24 protein-coding genes are annotated in these 22,965 nt (G+C 62.9%); 18 read left to right on the top strand and 6 right to left on the bottom strand.

Translation table 11 applies throughout. The annotated features are described in order from the left end of the window. Positions 1–58: 58 nt before the first annotated feature. A complete protein-coding gene (locus ABH924_RS09020; RefSeq protein WP_404498373.1) occupies positions 59–361 on the top strand; it encodes an NIPSNAP family protein in 303 nt (100 codons plus the stop codon). Positions 362–1,097: 736 nt separating this feature from the next. Here ABH924_RS09020 and ABH924_RS09015 read toward each other — a convergent pair. From ABH924_RS09015 to ABH924_RS08990, 6 genes are read right to left on the bottom strand one after another with little or no spacing between them, the layout of a single operon-like run. Next, on the bottom strand, positions 1,098–1,979 hold the full coding sequence (locus ABH924_RS09015) for an aminotransferase class IV (protein WP_404498140.1): 882 nt from the start codon (positions 1,977–1,979) through the stop codon (positions 1,098–1,100). A gap of 22 nt (positions 1,980–2,001) precedes the next feature. Then, positions 2,002–2,775 (bottom strand): creatininase family protein, encoded by a 774-nt coding sequence (locus ABH924_RS09010; protein WP_404498138.1) that lies wholly within the window; start codon positions 2,773–2,775, stop codon positions 2,002–2,004. Continuing rightward, a complete protein-coding gene (locus ABH924_RS09005; RefSeq protein WP_404498136.1) occupies positions 2,772–3,878 on the bottom strand; it encodes a mandelate racemase/muconate lactonizing enzyme family protein in 1,107 nt (368 codons plus the stop codon). The genes ABH924_RS09010 and ABH924_RS09005 overlap by 4 nt, the downstream gene beginning before the upstream one ends. Continuing rightward, positions 3,875–4,687 carry an amidohydrolase family protein gene (locus tag ABH924_RS09000; protein ID WP_234753504.1) on the bottom strand — a complete coding sequence of 271 codons (813 nt, stop codon included), beginning with the start codon at positions 4,685–4,687 and terminating at the stop codon, positions 3,875–3,877. Before ABH924_RS09000 ends, ABH924_RS09005 begins: the two co-directional genes overlap by 4 nt. Beyond that, on the bottom strand, positions 4,687–5,463 hold the full coding sequence (locus ABH924_RS08995; protein ID WP_234753502.1) for an amidohydrolase family protein: 777 nt from the start codon (positions 5,461–5,463) through the stop codon (positions 4,687–4,689). The genes ABH924_RS09000 and ABH924_RS08995 overlap by 1 nt, the downstream gene beginning before the upstream one ends. Continuing rightward, a complete protein-coding gene (locus ABH924_RS08990) occupies positions 5,463–6,386 on the bottom strand; it encodes an NAD-dependent epimerase/dehydratase family protein (RefSeq protein WP_404498134.1) in 924 nt (307 codons plus the stop codon). The genes ABH924_RS08995 and ABH924_RS08990 overlap by 1 nt, the downstream gene beginning before the upstream one ends. A 148-nt stretch (positions 6,387–6,534) precedes the next feature. Between ABH924_RS08990 and ABH924_RS08985 the strand changes: the two genes are divergently transcribed. The 17 genes from ABH924_RS08985 to ABH924_RS08905 form a co-directional block, all read left to right on the top strand. After that, positions 6,535–7,221 carry a GntR family transcriptional regulator gene (locus ABH924_RS08985; RefSeq protein ID WP_404498132.1) on the top strand — a complete coding sequence of 229 codons (687 nt, stop codon included), beginning with the start codon at positions 6,535–6,537 and terminating at the stop codon, positions 7,219–7,221. Beyond that, entirely contained in the window at positions 7,218–8,126 is a 909-nt protein-coding gene (locus ABH924_RS08980; RefSeq protein ID WP_404498130.1) for a dihydrodipicolinate synthase family protein, read from the top strand. The genes ABH924_RS08985 and ABH924_RS08980 overlap by 4 nt, the downstream gene beginning before the upstream one ends. Continuing rightward, the gene (locus ABH924_RS08975; RefSeq protein ID WP_404498128.1) at positions 8,126–8,899 is read left to right on the top strand and encodes an SDR family oxidoreductase; all 774 of its coding nucleotides are present in this window, start codon (positions 8,126–8,128) and stop codon (positions 8,897–8,899) included. The genes ABH924_RS08980 and ABH924_RS08975 overlap by 1 nt, the downstream gene beginning before the upstream one ends. A gap of 196 nt (positions 8,900–9,095) precedes the next feature. After that, entirely contained in the window at positions 9,096–10,592 is a 1,497-nt protein-coding gene (locus ABH924_RS08970) for an ABC transporter substrate-binding protein (RefSeq protein ID WP_234753492.1), read from the top strand. 76 nt (positions 10,593–10,668) lie between these two features. Continuing rightward, entirely contained in the window at positions 10,669–11,739 is a 1,071-nt protein-coding gene (locus tag ABH924_RS08965; RefSeq protein ID WP_404498127.1) for an ABC transporter ATP-binding protein, read from the top strand. After that, positions 11,736–12,749: an ABC transporter ATP-binding protein gene (locus tag ABH924_RS08960; protein WP_234753488.1), complete on the top strand. Its 1,014-nt coding sequence runs from the start codon at positions 11,736–11,738 to the stop codon at positions 12,747–12,749. Before ABH924_RS08965 ends, ABH924_RS08960 begins: the two co-directional genes overlap by 4 nt. Beyond that, the gene (locus ABH924_RS08955) at positions 12,746–13,693 is read left to right on the top strand and encodes an ABC transporter permease (RefSeq protein WP_234753487.1); all 948 of its coding nucleotides are present in this window, start codon (positions 12,746–12,748) and stop codon (positions 13,691–13,693) included. Before ABH924_RS08960 ends, ABH924_RS08955 begins: the two co-directional genes overlap by 4 nt. A 62-nt stretch (positions 13,694–13,755) precedes the next feature. After that, positions 13,756–14,601: an ABC transporter permease gene (locus ABH924_RS08950; RefSeq protein WP_344787980.1), complete on the top strand. Its 846-nt coding sequence runs from the start codon at positions 13,756–13,758 to the stop codon at positions 14,599–14,601. A 14-nt stretch (positions 14,602–14,615) separates the two neighbouring features. After that, positions 14,616–15,560, top strand: coding sequence for a D-2-hydroxyacid dehydrogenase (locus tag ABH924_RS08945; protein WP_234753483.1), 945 nt, complete (start codon positions 14,616–14,618; stop codon positions 15,558–15,560). Continuing rightward, positions 15,557–16,522 (top strand): D-2-hydroxyacid dehydrogenase, encoded by a 966-nt coding sequence (locus tag ABH924_RS08940; protein WP_404498126.1) that lies wholly within the window; start codon positions 15,557–15,559, stop codon positions 16,520–16,522. The genes ABH924_RS08945 and ABH924_RS08940 overlap by 4 nt, the downstream gene beginning before the upstream one ends. A 23-nt stretch (positions 16,523–16,545) precedes the next feature. Further along, positions 16,546–17,406: a fumarylacetoacetate hydrolase family protein gene (locus ABH924_RS08935; RefSeq protein ID WP_404498125.1), complete on the top strand. Its 861-nt coding sequence runs from the start codon at positions 16,546–16,548 to the stop codon at positions 17,404–17,406. A 2-nt stretch (positions 17,407–17,408) separates the two neighbouring features. After that, entirely contained in the window at positions 17,409–18,686 is a 1,278-nt protein-coding gene (locus ABH924_RS08930) for an amino acid deaminase (RefSeq protein WP_404498124.1), read from the top strand. 14 nt (positions 18,687–18,700) lie between these two features. Then, entirely contained in the window at positions 18,701–19,081 is a 381-nt protein-coding gene (locus ABH924_RS08925) for a RidA family protein (protein WP_404498123.1), read from the top strand. Continuing rightward, positions 19,074–20,687, top strand: a complete 1,614-nt coding sequence (locus ABH924_RS08920) for an amidohydrolase family protein (protein WP_404498122.1) — start codon at positions 19,074–19,076, stop codon at positions 20,685–20,687. Before ABH924_RS08925 ends, ABH924_RS08920 begins: the two co-directional genes overlap by 8 nt. Further along, entirely contained in the window at positions 20,684–21,910 is a 1,227-nt protein-coding gene (locus ABH924_RS08915) for a hypothetical protein (protein WP_404498121.1), read from the top strand. Before ABH924_RS08920 ends, ABH924_RS08915 begins: the two co-directional genes overlap by 4 nt. A gap of 11 nt (positions 21,911–21,921) precedes the next feature. Beyond that, positions 21,922–22,308 carry a chorismate mutase gene (locus ABH924_RS08910; RefSeq protein WP_404498120.1) on the top strand — a complete coding sequence of 129 codons (387 nt, stop codon included), beginning with the start codon at positions 21,922–21,924 and terminating at the stop codon, positions 22,306–22,308. Positions 22,309–22,404: 96 nt separating this feature from the next. Next, on the top strand, positions 22,405–22,965 hold a 561-nt coding region (locus tag ABH924_RS08905; protein WP_404498119.1), incomplete at its 3' end, for an AMP-binding protein.

The following is a 22,965-nucleotide window of genomic DNA, read 5'->3' as shown; positions in this document are numbered from 1 at the left end:
GGGGCGTTTCCCAGCTTTACACCGACCATCGAGAGGAAGATCCTTCGTGACCTTTGAAATGCGTACCTACACATCTACCGAGGGTCGGATGGAGGACCTGCTGACCCGGTTCCGGGATCACACCCTCCAGCTCTTCACCGAGCACGGGATTCAGAGCCTTGGCTACTGGCATCCTGTGGATCAGGACGACGTTCTGGTCTACCTTGTGCAGCACGAGGGCGACCCCGAGGCCAATTGGGAAGCCTTCAGAACCGATCCCCGTTGGCTAAAGGCCCGTGCTGCCTCCACGGAAAACGGTGAGATCGTCGCAGGCGTCGAGTCCGTGTACCTGAAGTCGACAGATTTCTCCCCCCTGAGCTGAAGGCGCGACGGCGGCCGTCCGGCTTGGACGGCCGCCGCTGCTGTCCAATACTGTCGCTTGGATCCCACTAACTCATCAAGGTCGTCGCCGTAGACCATGTAGTCACCATCCGCGGGGATGAACCCAAAGTCTTTCCAGTATTTGGCCAGAGACACCTTGGCTATGTCGTTCTCCCGAGTGTGATTGTTGGCGCCATTATTGGTGGGAAGTGGTGCTGCGCGGAGGACGACAAGGGTGGTGGCCCTCCCGATGGTCCGGAGTGCTGCACGCAGTATTTCGTGCCCTAGCTTCTGGCCGCGGAATTCCGGAACTACCTCAATCGACGAGATCCACATCAGGTCGCCGCCGATCCCAAGCCCGAAATCAACCAGGTCCGGCCGCTTGGCGATCAGCATCTCCGCCACGTCAGCCAGCTCCTGGTCCACTGCGGACAGGGTGCCAAGCAGATCGATCAAGCCCGCGTCCGGAACGATGACAAAGACGGCCTCACCAACGTCAATCTCCTCCCCTTCATCGGTTCTATCGTCCACATGGACCACGGTTGAGATCTTGACAACCCACCTGAGCGGATAGTCTTCGGGGTCGTGGTCTACGCCAGGGATCCCCCTGTAACGCAGCCGGCACTTAAACGTCAGATCCCGGGGCTCAATCATCGGACTGACTTCCTCTCTTCTGGGCAATTCGTCGATCCTCTTGAATCTCATCACTGGTGAAGTCCGCGTCCGAAGTTGCAGGTTCAGGCGCGACGGCCGAAGCGCAGGTGGTGGTTCAGGCGCCCGGTCATCTCGGGGTCCGTCGACACATCGGTGCCGTCGATGCGGTAGACCGGAAGCGCCAAACTTCCGCTCCCGAGCATCCACACAGCGTCCATTGCCGGGAGTTCGTCCTTATGGATCTCAACGTAGAGCGGTTTGAGTCCGAGTGACGGGGCGTGAGCGAAGACATCCTGCTGTGTCGTGCCCTCAAGGATCCCGATGCCGGGATCCGGCGTAAGCAAATCGTTGCCGCGCCTCATCACGACCGAAGAGATCGGCCCCTCCATCACAAATCCTTCGACGCTAAGGAACAGAGCTTCGTCGGCGCCCCGCCGGTGCGCTTCCCGTGTGGCCGCCATATTGAGCGCATACGAGAGTGTCTTCGCACCCATTAGCAGCCAGGGTGCTTCACTCGCTGCCGCGCGCGTCACGCCCCGTGACATCGTCGCAATGCTGACCCCGGTGTTTCGCCTCTTCGAGTGGTCGGCGGCGGCTTCAACGTGAACCCAGCCGTACACCGTTCCGTCTTCACCTGCCTGAGGACGGGTGAGCACCACCTTGACCGATAGTTCCGGCCAAGGCGGATGCTCGGCGACAGCGGCGAGAATTGCTGACGTCCACGTATCGCGCTCGGGTTCTGCCATGTCGAGTTTCCGGGCAGAAGATGCCAGGCGCTTGAGGTGCTTTTCGAGTGCTTGTGGGCGTCCGTCGAAGAACGCGATGGTCTCGAACACCGCATCGCCCCTCGTCACGGCGAGGTCTGTGACCGGCAAGGCGGCAGACCGGGAGTCGGTGAATCGAACAACCCACTCACCGTCGACCGAGGAGAGCACCGCGAGCACGGCATCCGTTAAAGAGTTCACGTCAGACCTTTCTTGGGACGATTCAGCCTTCAGGGCGGATGACGACGGCGGCGAAGTCAGCCAAGGCTTCGCGAGCGACGTCGACGCAAATCGACAGGAATTCGGCCCCGCGTTCAGCGGTCCCCTCATCCGGGCTGTCACTGAAACCGTCCGGGGCCCTGAAAGGGGCTGGAGTCGCGAGATGATATGCCGTCGGGCCCGCCCACCCTGCCGTCGGCAGTTCCCGATGGGGAACAGACGACAGGCGAACGAGTTCGGGGCGGATCGCCAACATCATCGAGGTCTCGAAAGCGCCAGCGTGGCCGGGGACGAGACCGATCTCGCCGGCGCCTGCAGCCTTGAGCCGATCGGCGGCCAGCTGAAAATACGAGCCGGAACCGGCGAAGGCCTTGCGCCGGATGCCGACGTCGCGCGCGACCAGCCTAATGATTTCAACGTTTCCCCCGTGCCCGTTCAGCAGGAACACCGAAGCGAAGCCGCTCGTCAGTAACGACTCCACGGCATCCGTCAGGGCGTCAATAAGCGTGTTCGTCGAAAGGGACGCCGTCCCGCCGTACGGCAGATGGTGGTCGGAGCTGCCGATTGAAAACGAGGGGCCGACCACGGTCCCCGGTACAAGGGCAGCAGCCCGCCTTGCTACCTCTTCGACCAGGATCGTATCCGTCGCGAGCGGGAGGTGCGGACCGTGTTGCTCGAACGCCCCGACGGGAAGCACGACGACCGTGTGCGCGGCGTGACTATTGGCATCTTCACGGGTCCAGTGGGCGAGCAGGTCCGGCGGTGTCGTGATGGTCATACGTCTTCCATTCTTAGGCGAGTGAGTGCTTCCTGGTCGATTTCGACGCCGAGCCCTGGTCCGGTCGGAACAGCGACCGACCCCTGTTCAACGGAGAGGGGCGTTCTGAGAATGTCGTCCGCATGGTAGGCGAAGCCACAAACGTCGCTTGCGAGCGCGAGCTCGGGAATGGCGGCAGCGAGATGGGCGTTGGCCGCTGTTCCGAGACCGAGCTCCGGCATACTGCCGACCCACACCGCCATGCCGCTCGATCGGGCGATCTCGGCTATGGTGCGTGCCTGGAGCAGGCCACCAGCCTCGCTGAAATAGAGGTTGAGAACGTCTGCGGCCCTCGCGCGCGTGATTTCCAAGGCATCTCGCATGTTCCAGACGCTCTCGTCCGCCGCTATCGGTAGCGCTGATACCCGGCGCAGCTCCGCCATGCCTGCCAAATTGTCACCGTGAAGGGGTTGTTCGACGAGTTCCACGTCGTACTCACTCATGGCCGCTATCCGGTGGACAGCTTGAGAGACCGACGTCCACGCTCCGTTCACGTCGACGCGGATCGAGACATCGGGACCTACTTCCTCACGCACGGCGGCAAGAGATGCCAAGTCCTCTTCCCAAGTACGGCCCATCTTCACTTTGAGTGTGCCGTATCCCGCTGACGCATAGTGCCCTGCTTCTGCGGCCATCGCTTCGGGAGCCTTAATGTGCAGGGAGTAGCTGACGGGGATACGGTCCCTGTAGGCCCCGCCGAGCAGCTGGTGCACCGGAACCCCGGCCGCTTTTCCGCAGATATCGAGCAGCGCCATCTCAATACCCGCTATGGCAGGGGCATCCTCACGCCCCGGGAGTAGCTTTCCCATCCGATCGCAGAGAAGGGACACAGCGCGAGGGTCTTCTCCCAGAAGGGCGGGCGCGAGCAGGCGGTTCACGTCCCTGCACAGGCCGCTGCCCATCCGCCACCAAACGAGACAGATCTCGCCCCACCCGGTGATGCCGTTATCCGTGTCAATCCGCACAATGCCGGCTTCTGTGTATGCCCGCGTGCCGAAAGCGCTCTGGTCAGGGCGTTCGCGCGGTACCCTCAGGGGAATCGCCTCAATGCGCACGATCCTCATCGGTCAGCCTCCTCGATGACGCCGTCAACCACCTTTATCTTCAGGGCGCGTGCGAGGTTTTCATACAGTATGGCCGTTCTGACCTCATCGGGGATGTCCGCATGGACGACCGCACCGAGAATGATGCCAGGGTCGATGAACGGGCTGTCGGACCCCCAGGTCAGGCGGGTCGGGTCAGCTCGATTTCCGAGGTACTCTACGGCGCTGCAGTGGCGCTGGATCGCCGTCATGTCGAGCAGAACATTGCTCGTGCGATCGAGGAGGGCAAGAGCGTTGTCCGCTCCGAGGTCTATACCCGCGTGACCGAGAAAAATAGTAGCGTCGGGGTATTTCGAGGCAACGCTCTCGAACGTCGCGAGGCGGTCGCCGCCGAAATAACTGTGCGAAAGCACGGGCAGGCCGTTCGCATTGGCGAACTCCCACATCGCCCGGTAGCCAGGTCCGTCCAGCGGATAGTCCCCATGAAGCTCGGGATGGACTTTGAAACCGCGAAAGCCGGGCTGCCCGAAGCACCGGGCGATCTCGCTCGCAGCGGTCTTGGGGTAGTTCGGGTTGATCACGCAGAACCCGACGAGGCGATTCGGATGGCGACGGACAGCATCCGCCACCATGCTGTTGCCGTATTCGTGGTCTGCCGAAATCCCGGCGTGGTGGCTGACGCACGCGACATCGATACCCACAGCGTCGAAGCGGGCGATCATGCCGTCAGCATCATTGTTGGGGATCGCAAAGTTGCGGTAGTGCCCCATGTGGGCATGCCCGTCAATGATCGGTGACGTCTTCAAGTACGGCTTGTATGTGAGGTCCATCAGAGGTTCACCTCCGAGAGGAGGCGATCGAGGTTACCGTGGGCGATCAAGGCCTTCTCGCTGTCTGAGACAGCAGCGGTCGCGACGTGGAAGACTGCGCCGGACGGGGTCCAGTACGGAAATCCCGAGCCGAACATGATCCGCTCAGCCCCGAAAACGTCGCAGATCTTTTCGATGCCGTTGTGCACCCAATACCCCCCACTCTCGATGTAAACGTTGGCCGATCGTGTGAGGAGCGGGTAGAGCCCCCTGTCGCTCCTGCCGCCCGGGCGGATCACCACGATCGGAAGCCCGGGGTAAGCGTCGGCCAGGTCGTAGAGTCCGACCCAGTCGGCTTCGTCACGCCGGCCGAGTTCGAAATCGACGAAGAGCGGCACCCGAGCTGTCTCGAGCACCTCACAGATGCTTCCGATCACGCGAACATCGAACGGGTACCTGTGTCCCGTGAGCGATGGGAATAGGCGTGCAGCGAGTGCCCCGCGTTGGCGCAGCTCGTCGAGAATGTCTTCGGGCTGCCAGAGCTCTCCGGTGAGCGGGGGCATGAGGGTGAGGCAGGGACTGAAGCGATCAGCCCCTGCCAGTTCTTGACGCAGCAGGTCGTTTCCGACCGCCGGGGCATATTCTTTTGCGGCGACGTGGGTGACGAGCGCCCTGGCAATTCCCAGTCGGTCGTATTCCTTTGAAAGAACGGGGACGGTGACGCGTTCGGGAAAGTACTTCACAAGGGACGGCTGGCCGATGAAGGCGTTGCAGTCGAAGAAGCTCAGCTCGTTCATCACGCCCCCACCCGTCCGCCTGCGATGCCGCCGTGCATTAGCAGCTTCTGCACGGTTGCCTCGTAGCGGACCTCCGAGTCATCCACAGGCTGGAAGCCGAACACCTGCCGGGCCGACGTGAGGGACCAGAATGCCCGGGTGTTGTTGCTGATGCCGTAGACGACTTGCCATGGCACTCCGTGCTCGTTCTCGATGTTCTCGGTCTCGATGCAGCGGATGAAGAGCTGTTGCGCGTCACGCTGGGAGAGCCATGCGCCCAAGTCGCGCTTGAAGCGCGCAATACCGGTCGGGAACGCCGGACCGGGCTGAGGCGCCGGGGGCTCGTCTGCGGAATAGGTGTCCTCATCGAGGTCCCGCGGAGCGCCGATCCGGACCTGCACGACCTCAAGGGACCGCCCGAGGCCTCCGCAAGCGTAGACGAAGCCGAGATGTTCGTAGCAAGCCTTGGACCAGCCGTAGAAGTTGTCGGCAAGGGGAAGTTCGTAAGGTTCCACGACGTCTTTGAGTCCACGGTGCACAAGCGTGTGCTCGTACCAGTCGGCGGCGTGGTTGGAGCTCGCGACCACGACGCGTCGCACTCCAGCATCGAAGGCGGCCCTGTACACATTCTGCGCCATGCGGAGGTTTCCGAACTCGACCTCGAACTTGTCGATAGCAGGAACACTGTTGTCGTAACTGCTCCCCGGTGCGGAATGTTTGTACGCAAGGTGAACAACCGTGTCGACCCCCTCGAAAAGAACCGTCAACGCGGCAGGGTCCGATTTAAAAAGATCAACAACTTCGATGTGCTCGCCGCCAGGATCCGCGACATCAACAAGGCGCAAGCGGTAGCGATCCCGAAGCGCCGGAACTATCTGTCGCCCCATATAGCCGGTGGCACCGGTGACAAGTACGACGGGACGATGTGCAGACTCAGTCGACATTTTCGCTTCTTCTCTTCATCTCGGTCAGCGGGTTTTCTTTTCGCCAGGGGTCTATCGCAGAATACGATATCTCAGATACAGTGTCTAGCATGCGTTATACGAACCGCTGTTGGAACGAAGTCAAAACAAACGAGGGACGGAGTAATCAGTGACCATTCCCCAGTTATTGCCCTTGGGCACGAGGCCCGAAAGTCTGTCGAGTCTTGTGCTCGAACAGATCAAGTCGGCGATCGTGAATAAGGAGCTGGCTCCAGGAACGAAGATTTCAGAGGCGTCCCTCGCGACCCAGCTGCAGGTGAGCAAGACCCCAGTTCGCGAAGCTTTATTGAGGCTGAGGCACATCGGCCTTGTCTCGCCCAACGGCTCTGGACTGCAGGTCGTGCAGCCCTCGCGCGAATCGATCCGCGAGGCCTATGAACTTCGTGCCAGCCTGGAGCGTGCGTCGGCGCGCTTTGCGTCAACGCGGCGCACGGACAACGAGATGCTTCTCCTTGCTGAGTTCGCAGAAGGTTCGCTCACAAAGACGCTTGCCGGAGACGCGCAGGGTTTCAGGGAGTTTGACGCCCAGTTCCACCGCCAGGTCGCGCTCTGTTCGGGGAACGACCTGTTGAACACCGCGATCGACGATGCTCTCGTGCTGACGTCCGCGCTCCGTGCGCGGGACGTTCCGATGACACAACATGATTCCGTGAGTTGCGCGAAGGAGCACGTACGGATCGCGGAGGCGATCGCAAGCGGCAGAGTGGACATCGCGGGAGAAGCTATGGAGGAACACGTCGGTCATGTGATGTCGATGGTCCTCGCCGTCTTCGACCAGGGAGAGTCTGCCCGATGAACACGACGTCGGATCTTCTCAACCGCGGACTCTGGGGTGTCATGGCGACACCGTTCACGGGCGAATCGCTTGCCGTAGACGAACAGGGCCTGCGGAATCTCATTGATCTATACCGGGAAGCAGGAGCACAGGGGCTCGTCCTGCTCGGTGTTTTCGGCGAGGGCGCACAGCTCGACGACGTTGAGAGTGCACGCATTGTTGAGATCGCACTCGAGCATGCCCCTGGCATGCGCCTCGTGCTTGGCCTCCCCGACCTCAAGACGGACACCGCGATCGCGAGAGCTACCCGACTGCTTGCTGTCTGTGGAGAAACCAAACCCGCGCTCATGGTGCAGGTGAACACGAACGACGTCGACGAGCTTGCGGCACACTTCGCGGCCATCCACGAAGCGACGGGCGCAGGCATCCTCGTCCAGGACTATCCTGTCGCGAGTGGCGTGACGATTCCGAACCATGCACTCGCCACCGTCGTCAACGCGAGTCCTTTCGTTGTCGGGATCAAAGCAGAAGCGCCACCGACGGCCGTCGCCATCGGCCGCCTCACCTCCCTCACTACTGTTCCCGTATTTGGCGGCCTGGGAGGCCTCGGCTTGCTTGACGAGCTCGCGGCGGGAGCGGCGGGGGCGATGACCGGGTTCTCGTACCCTGAAGCGCTCGTTACCGTCGTCGAGGCATTCGACCGTGGCGGATTCACTGCCGCTTGGGAGGCATACCTTCCCTGGATGCCGCTCGTTAACTTCGAGGCACAGGCCAAGGTCGGCCTCGCAATTCGCAAGTCAGTATTCGTCGAACGAGGGCTCTTCGAGAACAGGGCAGTGCGCCCGCCGAGTCAGGTCATGCCGGACGAACTGATTCCCTTGCTTTCCGCGCAACTGGCGGCCGTCAACGAAGCGGGGGTGTTGTGATGGAACTCGGTCTCCAAGGCAAGGTGGCGTTCGTCGTCGGGTCGACGTCCGGGCTTGGGCTCGGAATCGCAGAGGCTTTGAGTAATGAGGGAGCGTCCGTCGCGGTCGCCGGCCGAAGGGGCGATCTCGCCCGCACGCATGCGGGGAGGATGCCGTCAGCTGTTGGAGTCGAACTGGACCTCACTGACGCCGCGAGCCGGACGGCTGCGATCGACCAGGTCGTTTCCACGCTCGGGCCGATCGATGTCCTTGTGCTCAACTCCGGGGGGCCGCCCGCAGGGCAGGCTTCGGTCCTGCAGTCGCACCAGATGAAGTCGACGATCGAAGCGTTGCTGATGGCACAGATCGACCTCGTCCAGGCGGTGCTGCCGACAATGCGCGCGCACGGCTGGGGGCGCATCCTCGGAATCGGATCACGTGGCGTAAACCAGCCGATCCCCAACCTCGCACAGTCGAACATTGCCAGATCGGCGCTTGCCGCCTATCTCAAGACACTCGCGGGCGAGGTCGCGCAAGACGGTGTCACCGTCAACATGATCCTCCCAGGGCGAATAGCGAGCGAACGCGCCATATCCCTGGACGCCGGACAGGCGAAACGCGAGGGCACGACTCCGGACGACGTACGCGAGCGGTCCCAGAAGAGCATTCCCGCCGGCCGGTACGGCACGGCCGAAGAATTCGGGAGTGTCGCGGCATTCCTGAGCAGCGTCAGAGCCTCGTATGTGACCGGCGCCCAGATTCGCGTGGATGGAGGCCTCATCTCAAGTATGTAGCCCGCGCCGCACTGCACTGCGGGCTCACGAAGAGCCCGCACCCGAAACATGTATTCCACCTCGAAATACCCCTACCAGGGTCGACCGTTCCGTCGACCCTGGGGTCCCTTGGATCACGTTGAAGCCGTGATTCAGCCCTAGAGAGGATATGACACCTATGAGATTAACACGTTTAAGAGGAGTTGCCGTCCTTGGAGTGCTTGCGCTCACCCTGCTGACTGCCTGCGGCGGCGGCAGCACCTCATCCACGGCAAACAAGGCTAGTACAGGTACTAAACTTGTCGTCGCCGAGACGGTCCCGCCACAGACCTTCGACCCGATCCAGTCGTCGCAGATTGCCACCATGTATGCTTGGCAGCTTGTCTACAACGGTCTCGTCAAGGTCGACGGCCAGGGCAAGGTCCAGCCGGAGATCGCGACGGACTGGACCATCAGCAGCGACCGCAAGACCTATGACTTCACGATTCGGAGCGGTGCGAAGTTCTCCGACGGCAGCCCTCTGACCGCTGACGACGTCGAGTTCTCCTTCCAGCGACTGCTCAAGGACGGACTGCCCTACGCCAAGGCGCGGTTCCTGAACCTGGCATCGGTCGCCAAGGTCGACGCGACGCACGTGCGGTTCCAGCTGAATAACCCCGACGCAGGCTTCCTGCTCAACCTCGGCAGCCCGTTCCTGATCGGTTCAGGCATCGTGAGCAAGGCATGGGCAGCGTCTCACGACCTCAAGACCCAGGTCCTCGGCGCCGGCCCGTTCGAGGTTGTCTCCTATGCTCCGAACAGCGAACTGGTCCTCAAGCGCAACCCAAATTACTGGAACCCCAGCGCCGCTCCAAAGTACACGGACCTTCAGGTCAAGTACATGCCGGACCAGGCTGCCCAGGTGGCCGCGGTGCAGTCGGGACAGGTCGACCTGATCTTCCCGAGCGCTGAGAACGCCCTGCAACTTAAGAACAGCAAGACAGTGCAGGTCTCAAGTGTTCCGGGAACCAACACCATTCGCCTGAACATCAACTCCGGCCGCGCTCCGTTCGACAACCCTGACGTCAGGGCGGCGATTTCACTCGCTCTCGACCGTAACGCCATCGTGAAGGGCGCCTTCCTTGGTCAGGCAGCGCCGAGTGCGCAGCTCCCTGGATCAACACCGTGGGGCCTCCCGCTCGACCAGCTCGCAAACCAAACGCGCGACGTGGCCAAGGCAAAGCAACTGCTCGCAGGAGCTGGCTTCCCCAATGGCATTAGCATCACGCTGACACACCTCGCCGGATACGGGACCTACCTAGACCGGTTCGCCGACCTCGTGAAGACACAACTGGCGGAAGCGGGCATCAACGTCACCATCCAGGCCGAACAGAACGCGGTGTGGCTCGATCACCAGAACAAGGCCAACTACGACATCCTGGACAACGTCTACGCGTTCACCGGCGATCCAATGTCACTGTTGTCCCCCCGTCCGGGACGGCAGGGAGCAACACCGCCTGAGGTTACGGCATTGATGCAGAAAGCCGCGCAGGACGACCCGTCCGCGTACGGAGCAAACCTGCAGGCGCTCATGCAGCTGGAAGACAAACTCACATTCCCCGACATCGCGGTGGCTGCGCCAAACGCGATGATCGCCTACGGCCCGAACGTCACATCTGCGACGCCGGACCCGACCCTCGCGCGGCAGTTCCTCACCGCCGTCGTCGTCAAGTAGCACCCCACCTCCGCCGTCCGGGTCGTTGCATCGACCCGGACGGCGGAATCCACCACTTCATGGGCGGAGACGATTTATGAATACCACTGACACCGACCGGACGCACGACACAGACGAGACCACCGTCGGGTCGGGCACGAAGGCGCCTGTGCTCTCAGTGCGCGGCCTGAAGACCTGGTTCACCACCCCTGCCGGCGATGTCCGCGCCGTCGACGGCGTGACCTTCGACGTGGCGGCAGGAGAAACCCTCGGCCTCGTCGGAGAATCGGGCTCGGGCAAGAGCGTTACGGCCAACTCGATCCTCAGGCTCGTGCCCCAGCCCGGCCGGATCGTTGCCGGGGAGATCCGGCTCAACGGCAAGGACCTTAAGGAGCTCAGCCCCGAGCAGCTGCGGGAGGTCCGGGGATCTGACATCGGCATGGTCTTCCAGAACCCGATGACGGCACTTAATCCGTCCTTTACCGTGGGATGGCAACTGGCAGAGGCGCTTCGCGCCCATGGGGGCCCCACCGGCCGGGAGGCTGAAGCCCGGATCGAACAGGCCCTCGCTGACGTCGGGATGCCGGACCCGGCCAGGCAACGCGCCTCATTCCCCCATCAAATGTCCGGAGGCATGCGCCAACGCGTTGTCATCGCCATCGGCATGATCAACAGTCCCCAGCTGCTCATCGCAGACGAGCCGACAACGGCACTTGACGTCACCATCCAGATGCAGGTGATCGCCTTGATGAAGCGCCTGGCCGACGAGCGCGGCACCGCTTTGCTTCTCATCACCCACAATATGGGCGTCGTTGCGAAGATGTGTGATCGGGTCGCCGTGATGTATGCGGGAGAAATCGTCGAGCAGGCGCCCGTCGAACCCCTCTTCGCTGAGCCGCTTCACCCCTACACCGCGGGGCTTCTTGATTCCCTTCCCCGGGCAGACCACGTGCGAGGCAAGCTACCCACGCTGCCCGGATTTCCGCCGGACATGGCCAACGTCCCGAGCGGCTGCCGCTTCGCTGACCGCTGCCGCTTCGCGCAAGACCAATGCCGCACAACGCACCCAGACCTGGTTGAGATCGAGCCAGGGCGCAGCACGCGCTGCCTGGTCGTGCAACAAACCGGCAAGCCCGTCTCAGCCCTGATCCCGAATGAGCCATCATGACCACAGCACCTGTCGACACCCGATCGACCACCTCACTGCTCGAGGTGCGCGACCTCAAGAAGCATTTTCCCGTCAGAGTCGGTGGCAGAGAACAGACCCTGCGTGCCGTCGACGGCGTCTCCTTCAGCATCAACCGCGGAGAGACACTCGGCGTGATCGGAGAGTCCGGCTGCGGCAAGTCCACGGTCGCCCGGCTCGTCGTCGGGCTGATGAAGCCGTCGGACGGGACAGTGGAGGTCGACGGCGGTGACATCTGGGCCCGGGGGCAGGAGGGTCGCGAGCGCCGCCTGGGCCTTCAGATGGTCTTTCAGGACCCTGCGAGTTCGATGGACCCGCGGCGCACAGTCGGGCAGGCGATCGCCGAACCCCTGCGCGCGCGACGGGCCCGGACATCCGACGACCGAATCGCCGAAGTGCTGTCACTGGTCGGACTGAAGCCTGAGATGGCTGGACGCATGCCGCACCAGCTCTCGGGCGGACAGCAGCAACGAGCCGCCATCGCCCGGTCGCTCATCGCCAATCCTTCCCTCGTTGTGCACGACGAGTCCATCGCCTCACTCGACATCTCGATCCAGGCCCAGATCCTAAACCTTATCGTCGACCTTCAGGACCGCCTGGGGGTTTCGTACCTCTTCATCAGCCACGATCTCGCGGCCGTCCAGGCGATCAGCCACCGGATCGTCGTGATGTACCTTGGCGAGATCGTCGAGGCGGCGACGTCCGAGCAGTTCGTGGCGCGTCCGCTGCACCCGTATTCGGTCGCACTGAGGGCATCTGCCCTCACTCCGGACCCCCGAATCGAGCGTCATCGAGATTCCGTGGTGCTCGAGGGTGACGTCCCCAGTCCCCTTTTCCCCCCCAGCGGATGCCGCTTCCGCACCCGTTGCCCTCTCGCGCAAAAGATCTGCGAAGAGATCAAGCCGCCGCTCGCACCCGCGGGCGACGGCCGCATGGTGTCCTGCCACTTCCCTGGAGAAGCGAAACTGACGATCCAGGAGGTGCCCCGATGATCGCCCGCATCATCACCAAACGAGTCCTCAGCCTGGCGACCGTGCTGCTTGTGGTCTCCGTGCTGATCTTTACGCTCGGAACCCTCATCCCGGGCGACATGACCAGTGTGCTCGTCGGACAGGAGGGGGCCACGGCACAGCAGTTCGAGGCGGTGCGGCAACGGCTCGGACTCGACCAGCCGCTCATCGTCCAGTACTTCCACTGGCTCGCCTCGGCCGTGCAGGGAAACTTCGGGACATCGCCCATCACGGGTCGAAGCGTGGCAGCCGACCTCGCCCAGCAGATCCCGGTGTCTGCCGACCTCGCGATCCTCACGCTCGTCTTCTCGACCCTCGTGGGAGTTCCCATCGGCATCATCGCCGCAGTGCACGCCAACAAACGGGCGGACGTCGCCGCCCGCGCGGTTCTGCTGACAATCTTTTCGATTCCCGTCTTCGTGATCGGTATTGTTCTGCTGCTTGTGGTCTCGGCGGTCGCGCCTGATCTGTTTCAGGTGAGCTACATCCCCTTCACGGACGATCCGCTAGGGAACCTTCGCTCCATGGCGCTTCCCGTGATCGCGAACACGCTCCCGTTTGCAGCTATGACGATGCAGCTCACCCGAAGCGCCATGCTCGAGGTGCTCAGGAACCCGTTCATCGTTACCGCGAGAGCTGTCGGCGTACGCAGCAACAGGATCCACTATCTGCACGCACTCCGGAACGCACTCCCCCCGCTTGTGACGTTTCTGGGCTTCCAGCTCGGCGTGATGCTCGGTGGGCTGATCGTCGTCGAACAGTTGTTCGGGCTTCCCGGCCTCGGCCGGGGACTGCTCGAGGCGATCAATAATCGCGACTACCCCGCCGTTACCGCGACGACCATGGTGTTCGCCATCGCATTCGTGCTGATAAATGCGGTAATCGACACCCTTTACCCGATCCTCGATCCACGACAGAGGCGATGATGAGCAAGACAATACCCCAAACCGTGCGCCTGCCACGGGTCCGATCGGGCAAGAGCGGTGCGATGAGAAGGCTTGGGCGCAACCGCGCAGCCGTCGTGTCGTTCGCCGTCGTGCTGATCTTCGCCCTATTGGCCGTCCTCTCGCCGGTGATCACACCGTACGACCCCAACGTCGGCAACGTGGTCGACAGCCTCGCGTCGCCGTCAGCGGCTCATTGGCTCGGCACCGACGACCTAGGCCGTGACGTCTTCAGCCGAGTGATCGACGCATCGAAGATCGCCATGACAGTGTCGCTGCTGTCTGTAGGCATCGCCCTGGTGATCGGACTCGTCCTCGGTGTCATCGCCGGGTACACGGGCGGCGCCGTCGACGGCCTAATCAACCGATCGCAGGACGTCATGTTCGCATTCCCCGAACTGCTTCTTGCGATTATCATCGTCGCGGTCATGGGCCCCAGCCTTTTGAACGCCTCGTTCGCGATCTCGCTGCTCTACATTCCCCGATTCGTGCGACTCAGTCGCTCAGCAACGTTGCAGATCAAGACGAGCGAGTTCCTCGATGCGGCAAGGCTGGCAGGCGTCCGGCCACTCAGGATCCTTTGGACCCACGTAGTGCCGAACGTCTTTCCCTCGGTCATCGTGCTCGCCGCGCTTAGTATGTCGACCGCCCAGCTCGCCTACGCTTCGCTGGCCTTCCTCGGCCTGGGAGTAAGTCCTCCCCAGGCGGACTGGGGAGGGATGCTGTCGACCGGGCGCAACTACATCACGGTGGCGCCGTGGCTGGTGCTCGGGCCGAGCGTCGCGGTGGTTGCACTCGTGCTCGCCTTCAACGTGCTCGGCGACGCCGTCCGTGACGTACTTGATCCGCGCAGCGAGAGCATTCGCGGCGCCGGGGTACCAACAGTCTGATGGAAAGGAATTCGATGATAAGAGTTGTGGTCGATCCCGGATGCCCGACGGGCGTTCCCGAGACCGTGAAGGGTTTGCGGGGTCTGGATGTCGTACTCGCCCCCGATCGGGATGCCGTCGCTGCAGAACTTGCCGCAGGTGCAGAGGTGCTTGTCACCTCGTACTGGAGGGACGACTTCCTGACCCCGAGCCTCCGCTGGGTGGCGGGGAACGGCGCCGGCACCGACCAGTACCCGCTTGAGGATTTCAGCCGGAATGGCATCGAACTCACTACCGCGCACGGAGTGCACGCCTCGTGCGTCGCCGAGCACGCCTTCGCACTGCTCCTCGGAGTGACGAGGGGAATCGGCCAGTCCGTTCGCAATTCCGAGGCCCACAGATGGTCGCCGATGACGGTGGACGAGCTCTGCGGCAAGAAGATGGCGATCATCGGGCTCGGCCGCATCGGCGAGGAGGTCGCCCGCCGGGCGATCGCGTGGGGAATGGAGGTCGCCGGCCTGAAGCGCACACCTGAGACTTATAAGGGTTGCGTCCCGGTGGTTCGCGGGCCTGGGGCCCTGCACGAGCTGTGCAGCTGGGCGGACATCCTGATGATCACTGCCCCCGCAACGAACGAGACCCGCGGGTTGATTGGAGCAGAGGAGTTCGCCCTCCTCGGAGCAGGGTGGTTGGTAAATGTCGGCAGAGGACCACTCGTTGACAGCGACGCATTGCTCGTTGCACTCCGTGACGGCGAGTTGCGCGGTGCGGGCATCGATGTGACCGATCCCGAGCCGCTGCCGCAGGACTCGCCGCTCTGGGATTGCCCCGATCTCATCATCACACCCCACATCGGCGGCGACAGTCCCAACTTCGCCCCCCGGTGGGCGCAAATCTTCGAACACAACCTGGTGGCCTACGCCGGCCTCGCCGACTGGCGGAACCGGCTCGAGCATGCGGCCTCGGAGGTCAGCGCATGACGAAGCGAATGGTGATTCTTCCCCCGCAGTCTGAACTGACACTGTCCTGGGCAGCCGAGCTCGCGTCAATCGACGGACTGGAGGTTGTAATCGCCGAAAACGAGGCCGAGGCGATGGAAGTGCTCCCCGCTGCAGAAGCCGCATACGGCACGCTCGACCGCAGGATGCTCGCCGTCGCCGACAGGCTCAGCTGGCTTCAGGCCCCGATGGCTGCCCCGCCCCCTGGCTACTTCTTCGACGAGCTCACCGCGCATCCCGTGACCGTGACCAACTTCAGGGGCATCTACAACGACCACGTCGCAACCCACGCCGTCGCACTCGTGCTGTCACTCGCCAGGAACATCCCTGTCTACATACGACAGCAGGCTGACGGCGACTGGGACCGGCATCTGGCCGACTCGGATGTCATTCATCTGCAGAATTCGACGGCCCTTGTGGTCGGGGTAGGCGCGATCGGTGCTGAGATATCGCGGATGCTCGCGGCTTTTGGTGTCACCGTACATGGGGTCGATCCGCAGCTGGCGTCACCTCCCGAGGGCGTGGTGGCCATGCACACACCTGACGAGCTCGATTCCCTTCTCCCGGGCGCAGACATTGTGCTGCTGACCCTGCCACACACTCCCGAAAGTGAGGGACTCATCAACGCTCGCCGGATCGCCCTGATGCAACCCCACGCGATGCTCGTCAATATCGGCAGAGGTCCGACGGTAAGTCTTGAGGCCGTGAACGACGCCCTCAATCGCGGCGCTCTCGGCTCGGTCGCGCTCGATGTCTTCGAGGTCGAACCGCTCCCGCCCGAGCATCCGCTCTGGCGGCAACCGCGCGCGCTGCTGACACCGCATGTCGCCGTGGTGGGGCCCTATATCGACGATCGGCGCCTGGGGGTGCTGAAGCGCAATGCAGAGGCATTCGTCCAAGGTGCACCGCTCGAGAACATCGTGAACAAAGAACTTTGGTACTGACGGAATAGGTGAAGGAAATGACAATGCATCTCGCAACGATCATGCAGAAAGACGACGCGAAAGCGGTCATCGTGCACCCGGGAAGAGGGGTGGCCACGGTTGAGGACCTGGTCCCCGGTTTCAGCGGTGACGCCATGACGCTTCTGGACGACGAACTGTTCGCGACAGCCTGTGCCGCTGCAGAGGCCGCCCCTGATGAGGTGTTCACGGCGCGTGAGACCGTCGTGTTCACCGCACCCTACCGCTCGCCGCGCAAGATCTGGGGAATCGGGCTGAACTATAGGGCCCACGCCGGGGACTTGTCGGAGAACGTGCCGACAGAGCCGGCGTCGTTCATGAAGGGCGACCATACGATCATCGGCCAGGACGGGCAGATCGTGCTTCCCGAGCAGAGCGAGCGGGTGACTGCAGAAGCCGAACTCGGCATCGTGATCGGCCGCTATTGCCGCGATGTCTCAGAAGAAGAGGCTCTTGACTACGTCTGGGGGGTCGTTCCGATCCTTGACCAGACCGCAGAAGACATCCTTCAGCGCAACCCCCGCTTCTTGACGCGCTCGAAGAATTTTCCGTCGTTCTTCTCGTTCGGCCCAGAGATTGTTCCCCTCGACGAGGTCCTCGGCGACGACGGCAGCCTCGAGGACGTTGTGGTAAAGACGGTGCGCAACGGCGAAGTCTGGCGAGAGAACACCGTCTCCCAGATGACGTTCTCCCCTGCTTTCCTGGTGAGCTTCCACAGCAAGGTCATGCCGCTGTACCCCGGCGACATCATCTCCCCAGGAACCCCCGGGGCAGTCGTCATTCGAGCAGGGGATGTGGTCGAGAGCAGCATTCCGGGTGTCGGAACGCTCCGGAACACAGTCATCGCGCAGAACCCGGTCGCCTGATCATGGATCTCTCGACGATCGAGCACGCGACGCTCGACTGGAGATACAAGGGAGTCCCGCTCGGGGCGACTGTGACGTTGTCCGAGATCGGTTCGCGCGGTTGGAACGTGGCGGGCGGGGATCTCTCACTCCCGGTCACCACGCTTCGCGTTGAGGCGGTCCGACACAACATTGCCACGCTCGCTGCGTATTGTGAGCGCAACGGTGTTTCGCTCGCACCGCACGGTAAGACAACGATGAGCCCGCAGCTGTTCGATTGGCAGCTTGAGTCCGGGGCATGGGCGATGACAGCCGCCACGCCCGGTCAGGTTCAGATCATGCGTCAGTTCGGGGTTCCGCGCGTCATCCTTGCGAACGAACTCGTCGAAGCGGATGCGCTTCGGTGGGTCGGCGGGCAACTTGAGCGCGATGCCGGTTTCGAGTTCATTTGCCTCGTCGACTCGATCGAGACGGTTGCTGTGATGGATGCGGCGCTCGAGGGTGTGCTCACGACGCGGCGTCTGCCCGTGTTGCTCGAGGTTGGCGTCCCAGGGGGACGGACAGGCATCCGCGACTTTGCCGATGCCATGCGCCTGGCTGAATCGATCGCCGCATCGCAAACGCTCGAACTGGTCGGTGTCGAAACCTACGAGGGGCTCGCTGGCCGGTCGGCGTCCGTCGAAGACATCGCCGCCGTCGACGACTTGCTCAACGCCGTGCGCGGGCTCGTGGTCTCGCTCTCTTCCGCTGGATTGTTCGCTGGAGACGAGGTCATCGTGAGCGCCGGCGGGAGCGTGTATTTCGACCGCGTTGTGGAGAGCTTCACGAACTGGCCGGCCGGAACGGCTGTTCCCCGTATTGTTCTGAGAAGCGGATGCTATCTCTCGCACGATGCAGGACGGTATCACCGGCTGTCACCCCTTGACGGCAGACGCGAAGCCGACGAGACGCTGAGCCTGCGTGATGCCTTGGAGTCATGGGCCGTGGTGCTCTCTGTGCCTGAGCCCGGTCTCGTCATTCTCGGCACAGGAAAAAGGGATGTTCCGTACGACGTCGAGATGCCGCTGCCCATGCGGGTGCACCGCAGGGACGGCTCCATCGCCGAACTCGAGAACTGCATCGTCACCGGGATGATGGACCAGCACGCGTTCATGTCCGTCGGTTCCTCCGTGTCGATCGCTCCCGGGGACATCGTCGCACTGGGACTCTCGCATCCCTGCGGCGCATTCGACAAAATGCCGTTCATTCCGCTGGTCGACGACGCTTGGAACGTCGTCGACGGTGTTCTCACATTTTTCTGACCAGGAGGTCACACATGACTCGAATTGCAAACCCCGTCCCCGACGGTCCGGCGCCGGGGGGCCCGTACTCGGCCAGTGTCCGCATCGGCAACATTGTCGCCATCGCCGGTCAGTGCGGATACCTTCCCGATCGCTCACTTGTTGAGGGAGTCACCGCCCAGACCAGGCTCGCGATGGCGAATGTCGAAGCTGCCCTGACCACGGCCGGCGCGACGTTCGATGATGTCATCAGCACCAGCGCCTACCTGACCGACGTCGACGACTTCGCCGAGTTCAATGAAACGTACGCCCCGTTCTTTTCAGAGCCGCGTCCCGCGCGCACCACCATTTACTGCGGGCTTCGGCCCGGCGTCCTGGTCGAAGTGAGCGTTATGGCGGTTCTCCAAGATGCCTGACATCGTCTTTCGCGGGGCGAGCGTCGTTGACGGGACGGGCGCGGCCGCCTTCACCGCCGACGTCTCTGTGGTCGACGGCAGAATCGACGCCGTCGGTTCGGTCACGGGCGGCGCGGCTGTCTCCATCGACGCGCGCGGGATGGTGTTGAGCCCTGGGTTCATCGACCTGCACACCCACACGGACTTCGCGTTGCCGAGTTACCCCCGGGCGCCTTCGATGACTCTGCAGGGCGTGACCACGCACCTCACCGGCAATTGCGGCTTTTCGCCCTTCCCAGTCGTCGAGGAGCACGCGGACATGCTGCGCGAGTACAGCGGCTTCCTCGACGCGGGGTTGCCTTGGGGCAGTTGGAGCAGCGCCGCAGAGTACCTGGAACTGCTCGATGGGCTCCCTCTCGCCGCAAACGTAGCCTGCCTCGTCGGACACGGCACAGTGCGGATGACGGTGATGGGCTTCGACACCGGCGCGCCGGACGCCTCCCAGCTCAAGGCGATGCAGGCTTTCGTCGCGGAAGGGATGCAGGCCGGTGGCTTCGGAGTGTCGACGGGTCTGACCTACGCGCCCGCCAGCGCAGCCGCCGTGGAAGAACTGGTCGCTGTCGCCGAGGCAGTGGCACCTTACGGCGGTTTCTATGCCACGCACATCAGGAGTGAAGCGACGACACTCCTCGAAGCGGTGGCAGAGGCACTCGATGTCGGGCGGCGGGCGCACGTTCCGGTGCAGTTGAGTCACCACAAGATCATGGGGCGCGACAACTGGCCGAAGCTCGCTGCCTCGCTCGCGCTCATCGAATCGGCGCGCGCGGGTGGCCTCGATGTCATGCTCGACCAGTACCCATACACCGCCGGTAGTACAACCCTCGCGGTCATCCTGCCGCGCTGGGCGCTCGTCGGTGGCGTCCCGGCCATGCAGCAACGGCTTGCGAGCCCTGAGCAGCGCGCCGCGATCCGCGAGGTGATTGCCGCACAACGGCCGGAAGACCTCATCGCAGGGCTGCGGGTGTTCGAACCGGACTCCGTTGTCATCGCAGAGGTCCCGGAAGGACCGCTGGCCCAGTACATCGGCTTGACGCTGACGGAGGTGGCGGGACGACGGAATCAGGAACCGGTCGACACTGTTCTCGACATGCTGGCTGCAGCGGGCGGCGACATCCTGACGGTTGTGCACGGCCAGTCCGAAGAGAATCTCAGGACGATCATGGCTAACGAGTTCACTGCAATTGCGAGCGACGGCTGGACCCTCAGCCCGGAGGCGGGCGGGCGCCCGCACCCGCGAAACTACGGCACATACTCGAGAATCCTCGGTCGTTATGTTCGTGAGGAGCAGGTCTTGGGGCTCGAAGATGCGGTGCGCAAAATGACATCGCTTCCCGCTTCGCGCCTGGGCCTCAGCGACCGTGGGGTGATCAGAGCGGGGGCAGCGGCAGATTTGGTGTTGTTTGACCCGGCGACTGTCTCCGATCGGGCTGATTTCGACCGGCCGCACCAATTCTCGACCGGCGTGCGCACCGTTGTGGTCAATGGAAGGATCGTCGTCTGCGACGGCGAAGACACAGGAGCGGAAGCCGGAACGGTGTTCCGCAAGAACGACAGGAGCAGAGCATGAAATCGTCGATGTTCGTCTTCGGCACAGACATCGTCGGCGAGGGTGTCGAGACGGTGCTTGACAACGTCACGACCCGGGCTGGCGTGGACACGATCTCGCTGTCGGCGACCTATCACAACGCCCGGGACGTCTTCCCGCACAACCCGCGCCATCGGGTCTACCGTCATGAGGGAGACATCGCCTGGTTCAGGCCGAACAAGAAGTTGTACCCCGGCGGATTCGCTCCTCCCCTTGCTAGTGACGCGGACGGTGTGGACGTACTCGGCCTGGTGACGGATGCCGCCGAGCGGCGCGGCACTGACGTGAAAGCGTGGACGATTTACTCGCACAATTCAAGGTTGAGCGCAACGGTTCCTGACACCTCCGTCAGGAACGTCTTCGGGGACAGGATGCGGGGTGATCTATGTCCGTCGAATCCGCTCGTGCAAGACCATTTCGCAGCGCTCACTGCCGACATCTGTAGCTACCCGATCTCGACTTTGCTGGCAGAGTGCCTGCACTATCGTGCCTTCGAGCACGGCGAGCACCATGAGCGGTACCTCATCGACATCCCCGGCCAGGTGCGTTATGCGCTAGGGCTTTGCTTCTGCGATTCATGCGCCGCAGCGGGGGCATTGCACGGGGTTGATGTCCCATCGCTCGAGACCGGGCTCCGTTACGCCATCGATGCCGCACTGGCCGGGGCGACGGTCGGGTTCGAGGCAGCCCTTATTGAGGACCTCGACCGGTACGCAGTCTCGCGGGTTGCGACGATCACCGCGCTGACCAGAGACATGACAAATGTCGCCATGGCCAACGGAGTGCGTCTCGGCTTCATCGATCATTCGGGAGCGATGTCGCACGTGATGACCGATGTCACACCGGAGGAGGCGACATCGACGGCCGCGCGACGACTCGGGATCGATCCACGGGCAGCGGCAGGCGCTGCCGACGAGTATCTCGCCCTGATCTACACGGATGACCCAGAGCGGGCGGACACGATGATGAGAGGCTACCGCGCTCTGCTCGGTGAGGACGTGCCGATCTCGTACGGGCTCCGGCCGCTCGAGCCTGATTGCTCAGACGAGGGGAACCTCGCGGCCAAGGTTTCAGCCGCGCGTGCCGCAGGAGCGTCCAGTGTTGACTTCTATCACTACGCAATGATGCCGCTCGAACGACTTGACTGGATCGCCCGAGCTCTCGATGGGACCAAGGTTTCGTCACCCCGTAGCTTTTCATCATGAAAGATTAGGTCATGTCCTCGCCCGATTCACCATCGCAAGCCGAAGGGAATGCAGCCGCGGAACTTGCTGAACTTCGAGCAAGTGTAGACAGCATCGACAGCGCCCTGCTACACGTTCTTGCGGTGCGGTTCGACATCACACGACAGGTAAGCGAGCTCAAGGCTAAACACTCGCTTCCTGCCTCAGATCCCCAGCGCGAGGCCGAGCATTTGAACGAGCTCCGCGCGTTGGCTACAGCGAGCGGGCTCGAACCCTCGGTGCTGGACCCAGTCTTTTCACTGATATATGGCCGAGTCGTGCGTTCACACCAGGACGTTGCATCTTCGCACCAGTTCGACGCATCGCTTGTGGCTCAGTCACTAGACAATCGAAAGACCCCGTCATTAAGAAGGAGCTGACCTGTCACGCAACTCGCCCGATGGGACAGTGGGGAGGTGCCGCGTGAGGATCCTCCATGTTGGCGGGACAACCCAGAGAAACGAGGAACTAACAAGATGCGCGAAAACTACGTCCATACGCCACCAGGCCGTCCCGAGCAGGATGGTGATGCCCTTGAAAATCTTCTCCATGAGAACCGGAAGTTCGCGCCGACCGAGGAGTTCGCCGCGAACGCGGTCGTCGGCGCCGGGGTCTACGCGGAGGCGGACGCGGACCGTCCGGCGTTCTGGGCCAGGCAGGCCCGGGAACTGCTGGACTGGGACACGGACTTCAGCCAGGCCCTGGACTGGTCCGAGCCGCCGTTCGCGAAGTGGTTCGTCGGCGGGCGGGTCAACGCCGCGTACAACGCCCTGGACCGGCACGTCGAAAACGGGCTCGGGGACCGGGTGGCCATCTTCTTCGAGGGCGAACCCGGCGACACCCGCAGCTACACCTACGCGCAGCTCACCGAAGAGGTCAAAAGGTGCGCGAACGCCTTCGAATCCCTCGGCGTGGTCAAGGGTGACCGGGTGGCCGTGTACCTGCCCATGATCCCGGAAGCGGTGATCACGATGCTGGCCTGCGCCCGGATCGGGGCCGTGCACTCGGTGGTGTTCGGCGGCTTCTCCGCCGACGCC

Source organism: Arthrobacter sp. GAS37, assembly GCF_044908325.1.
Lineage (GTDB): Bacteria > Actinomycetota > Actinomycetes > Actinomycetales > Micrococcaceae > Arthrobacter > Arthrobacter ramosus.
Note: the sequence above shows the minus strand (reverse complement) of the source record. Positions and strands in the feature narration are given on the sequence as shown.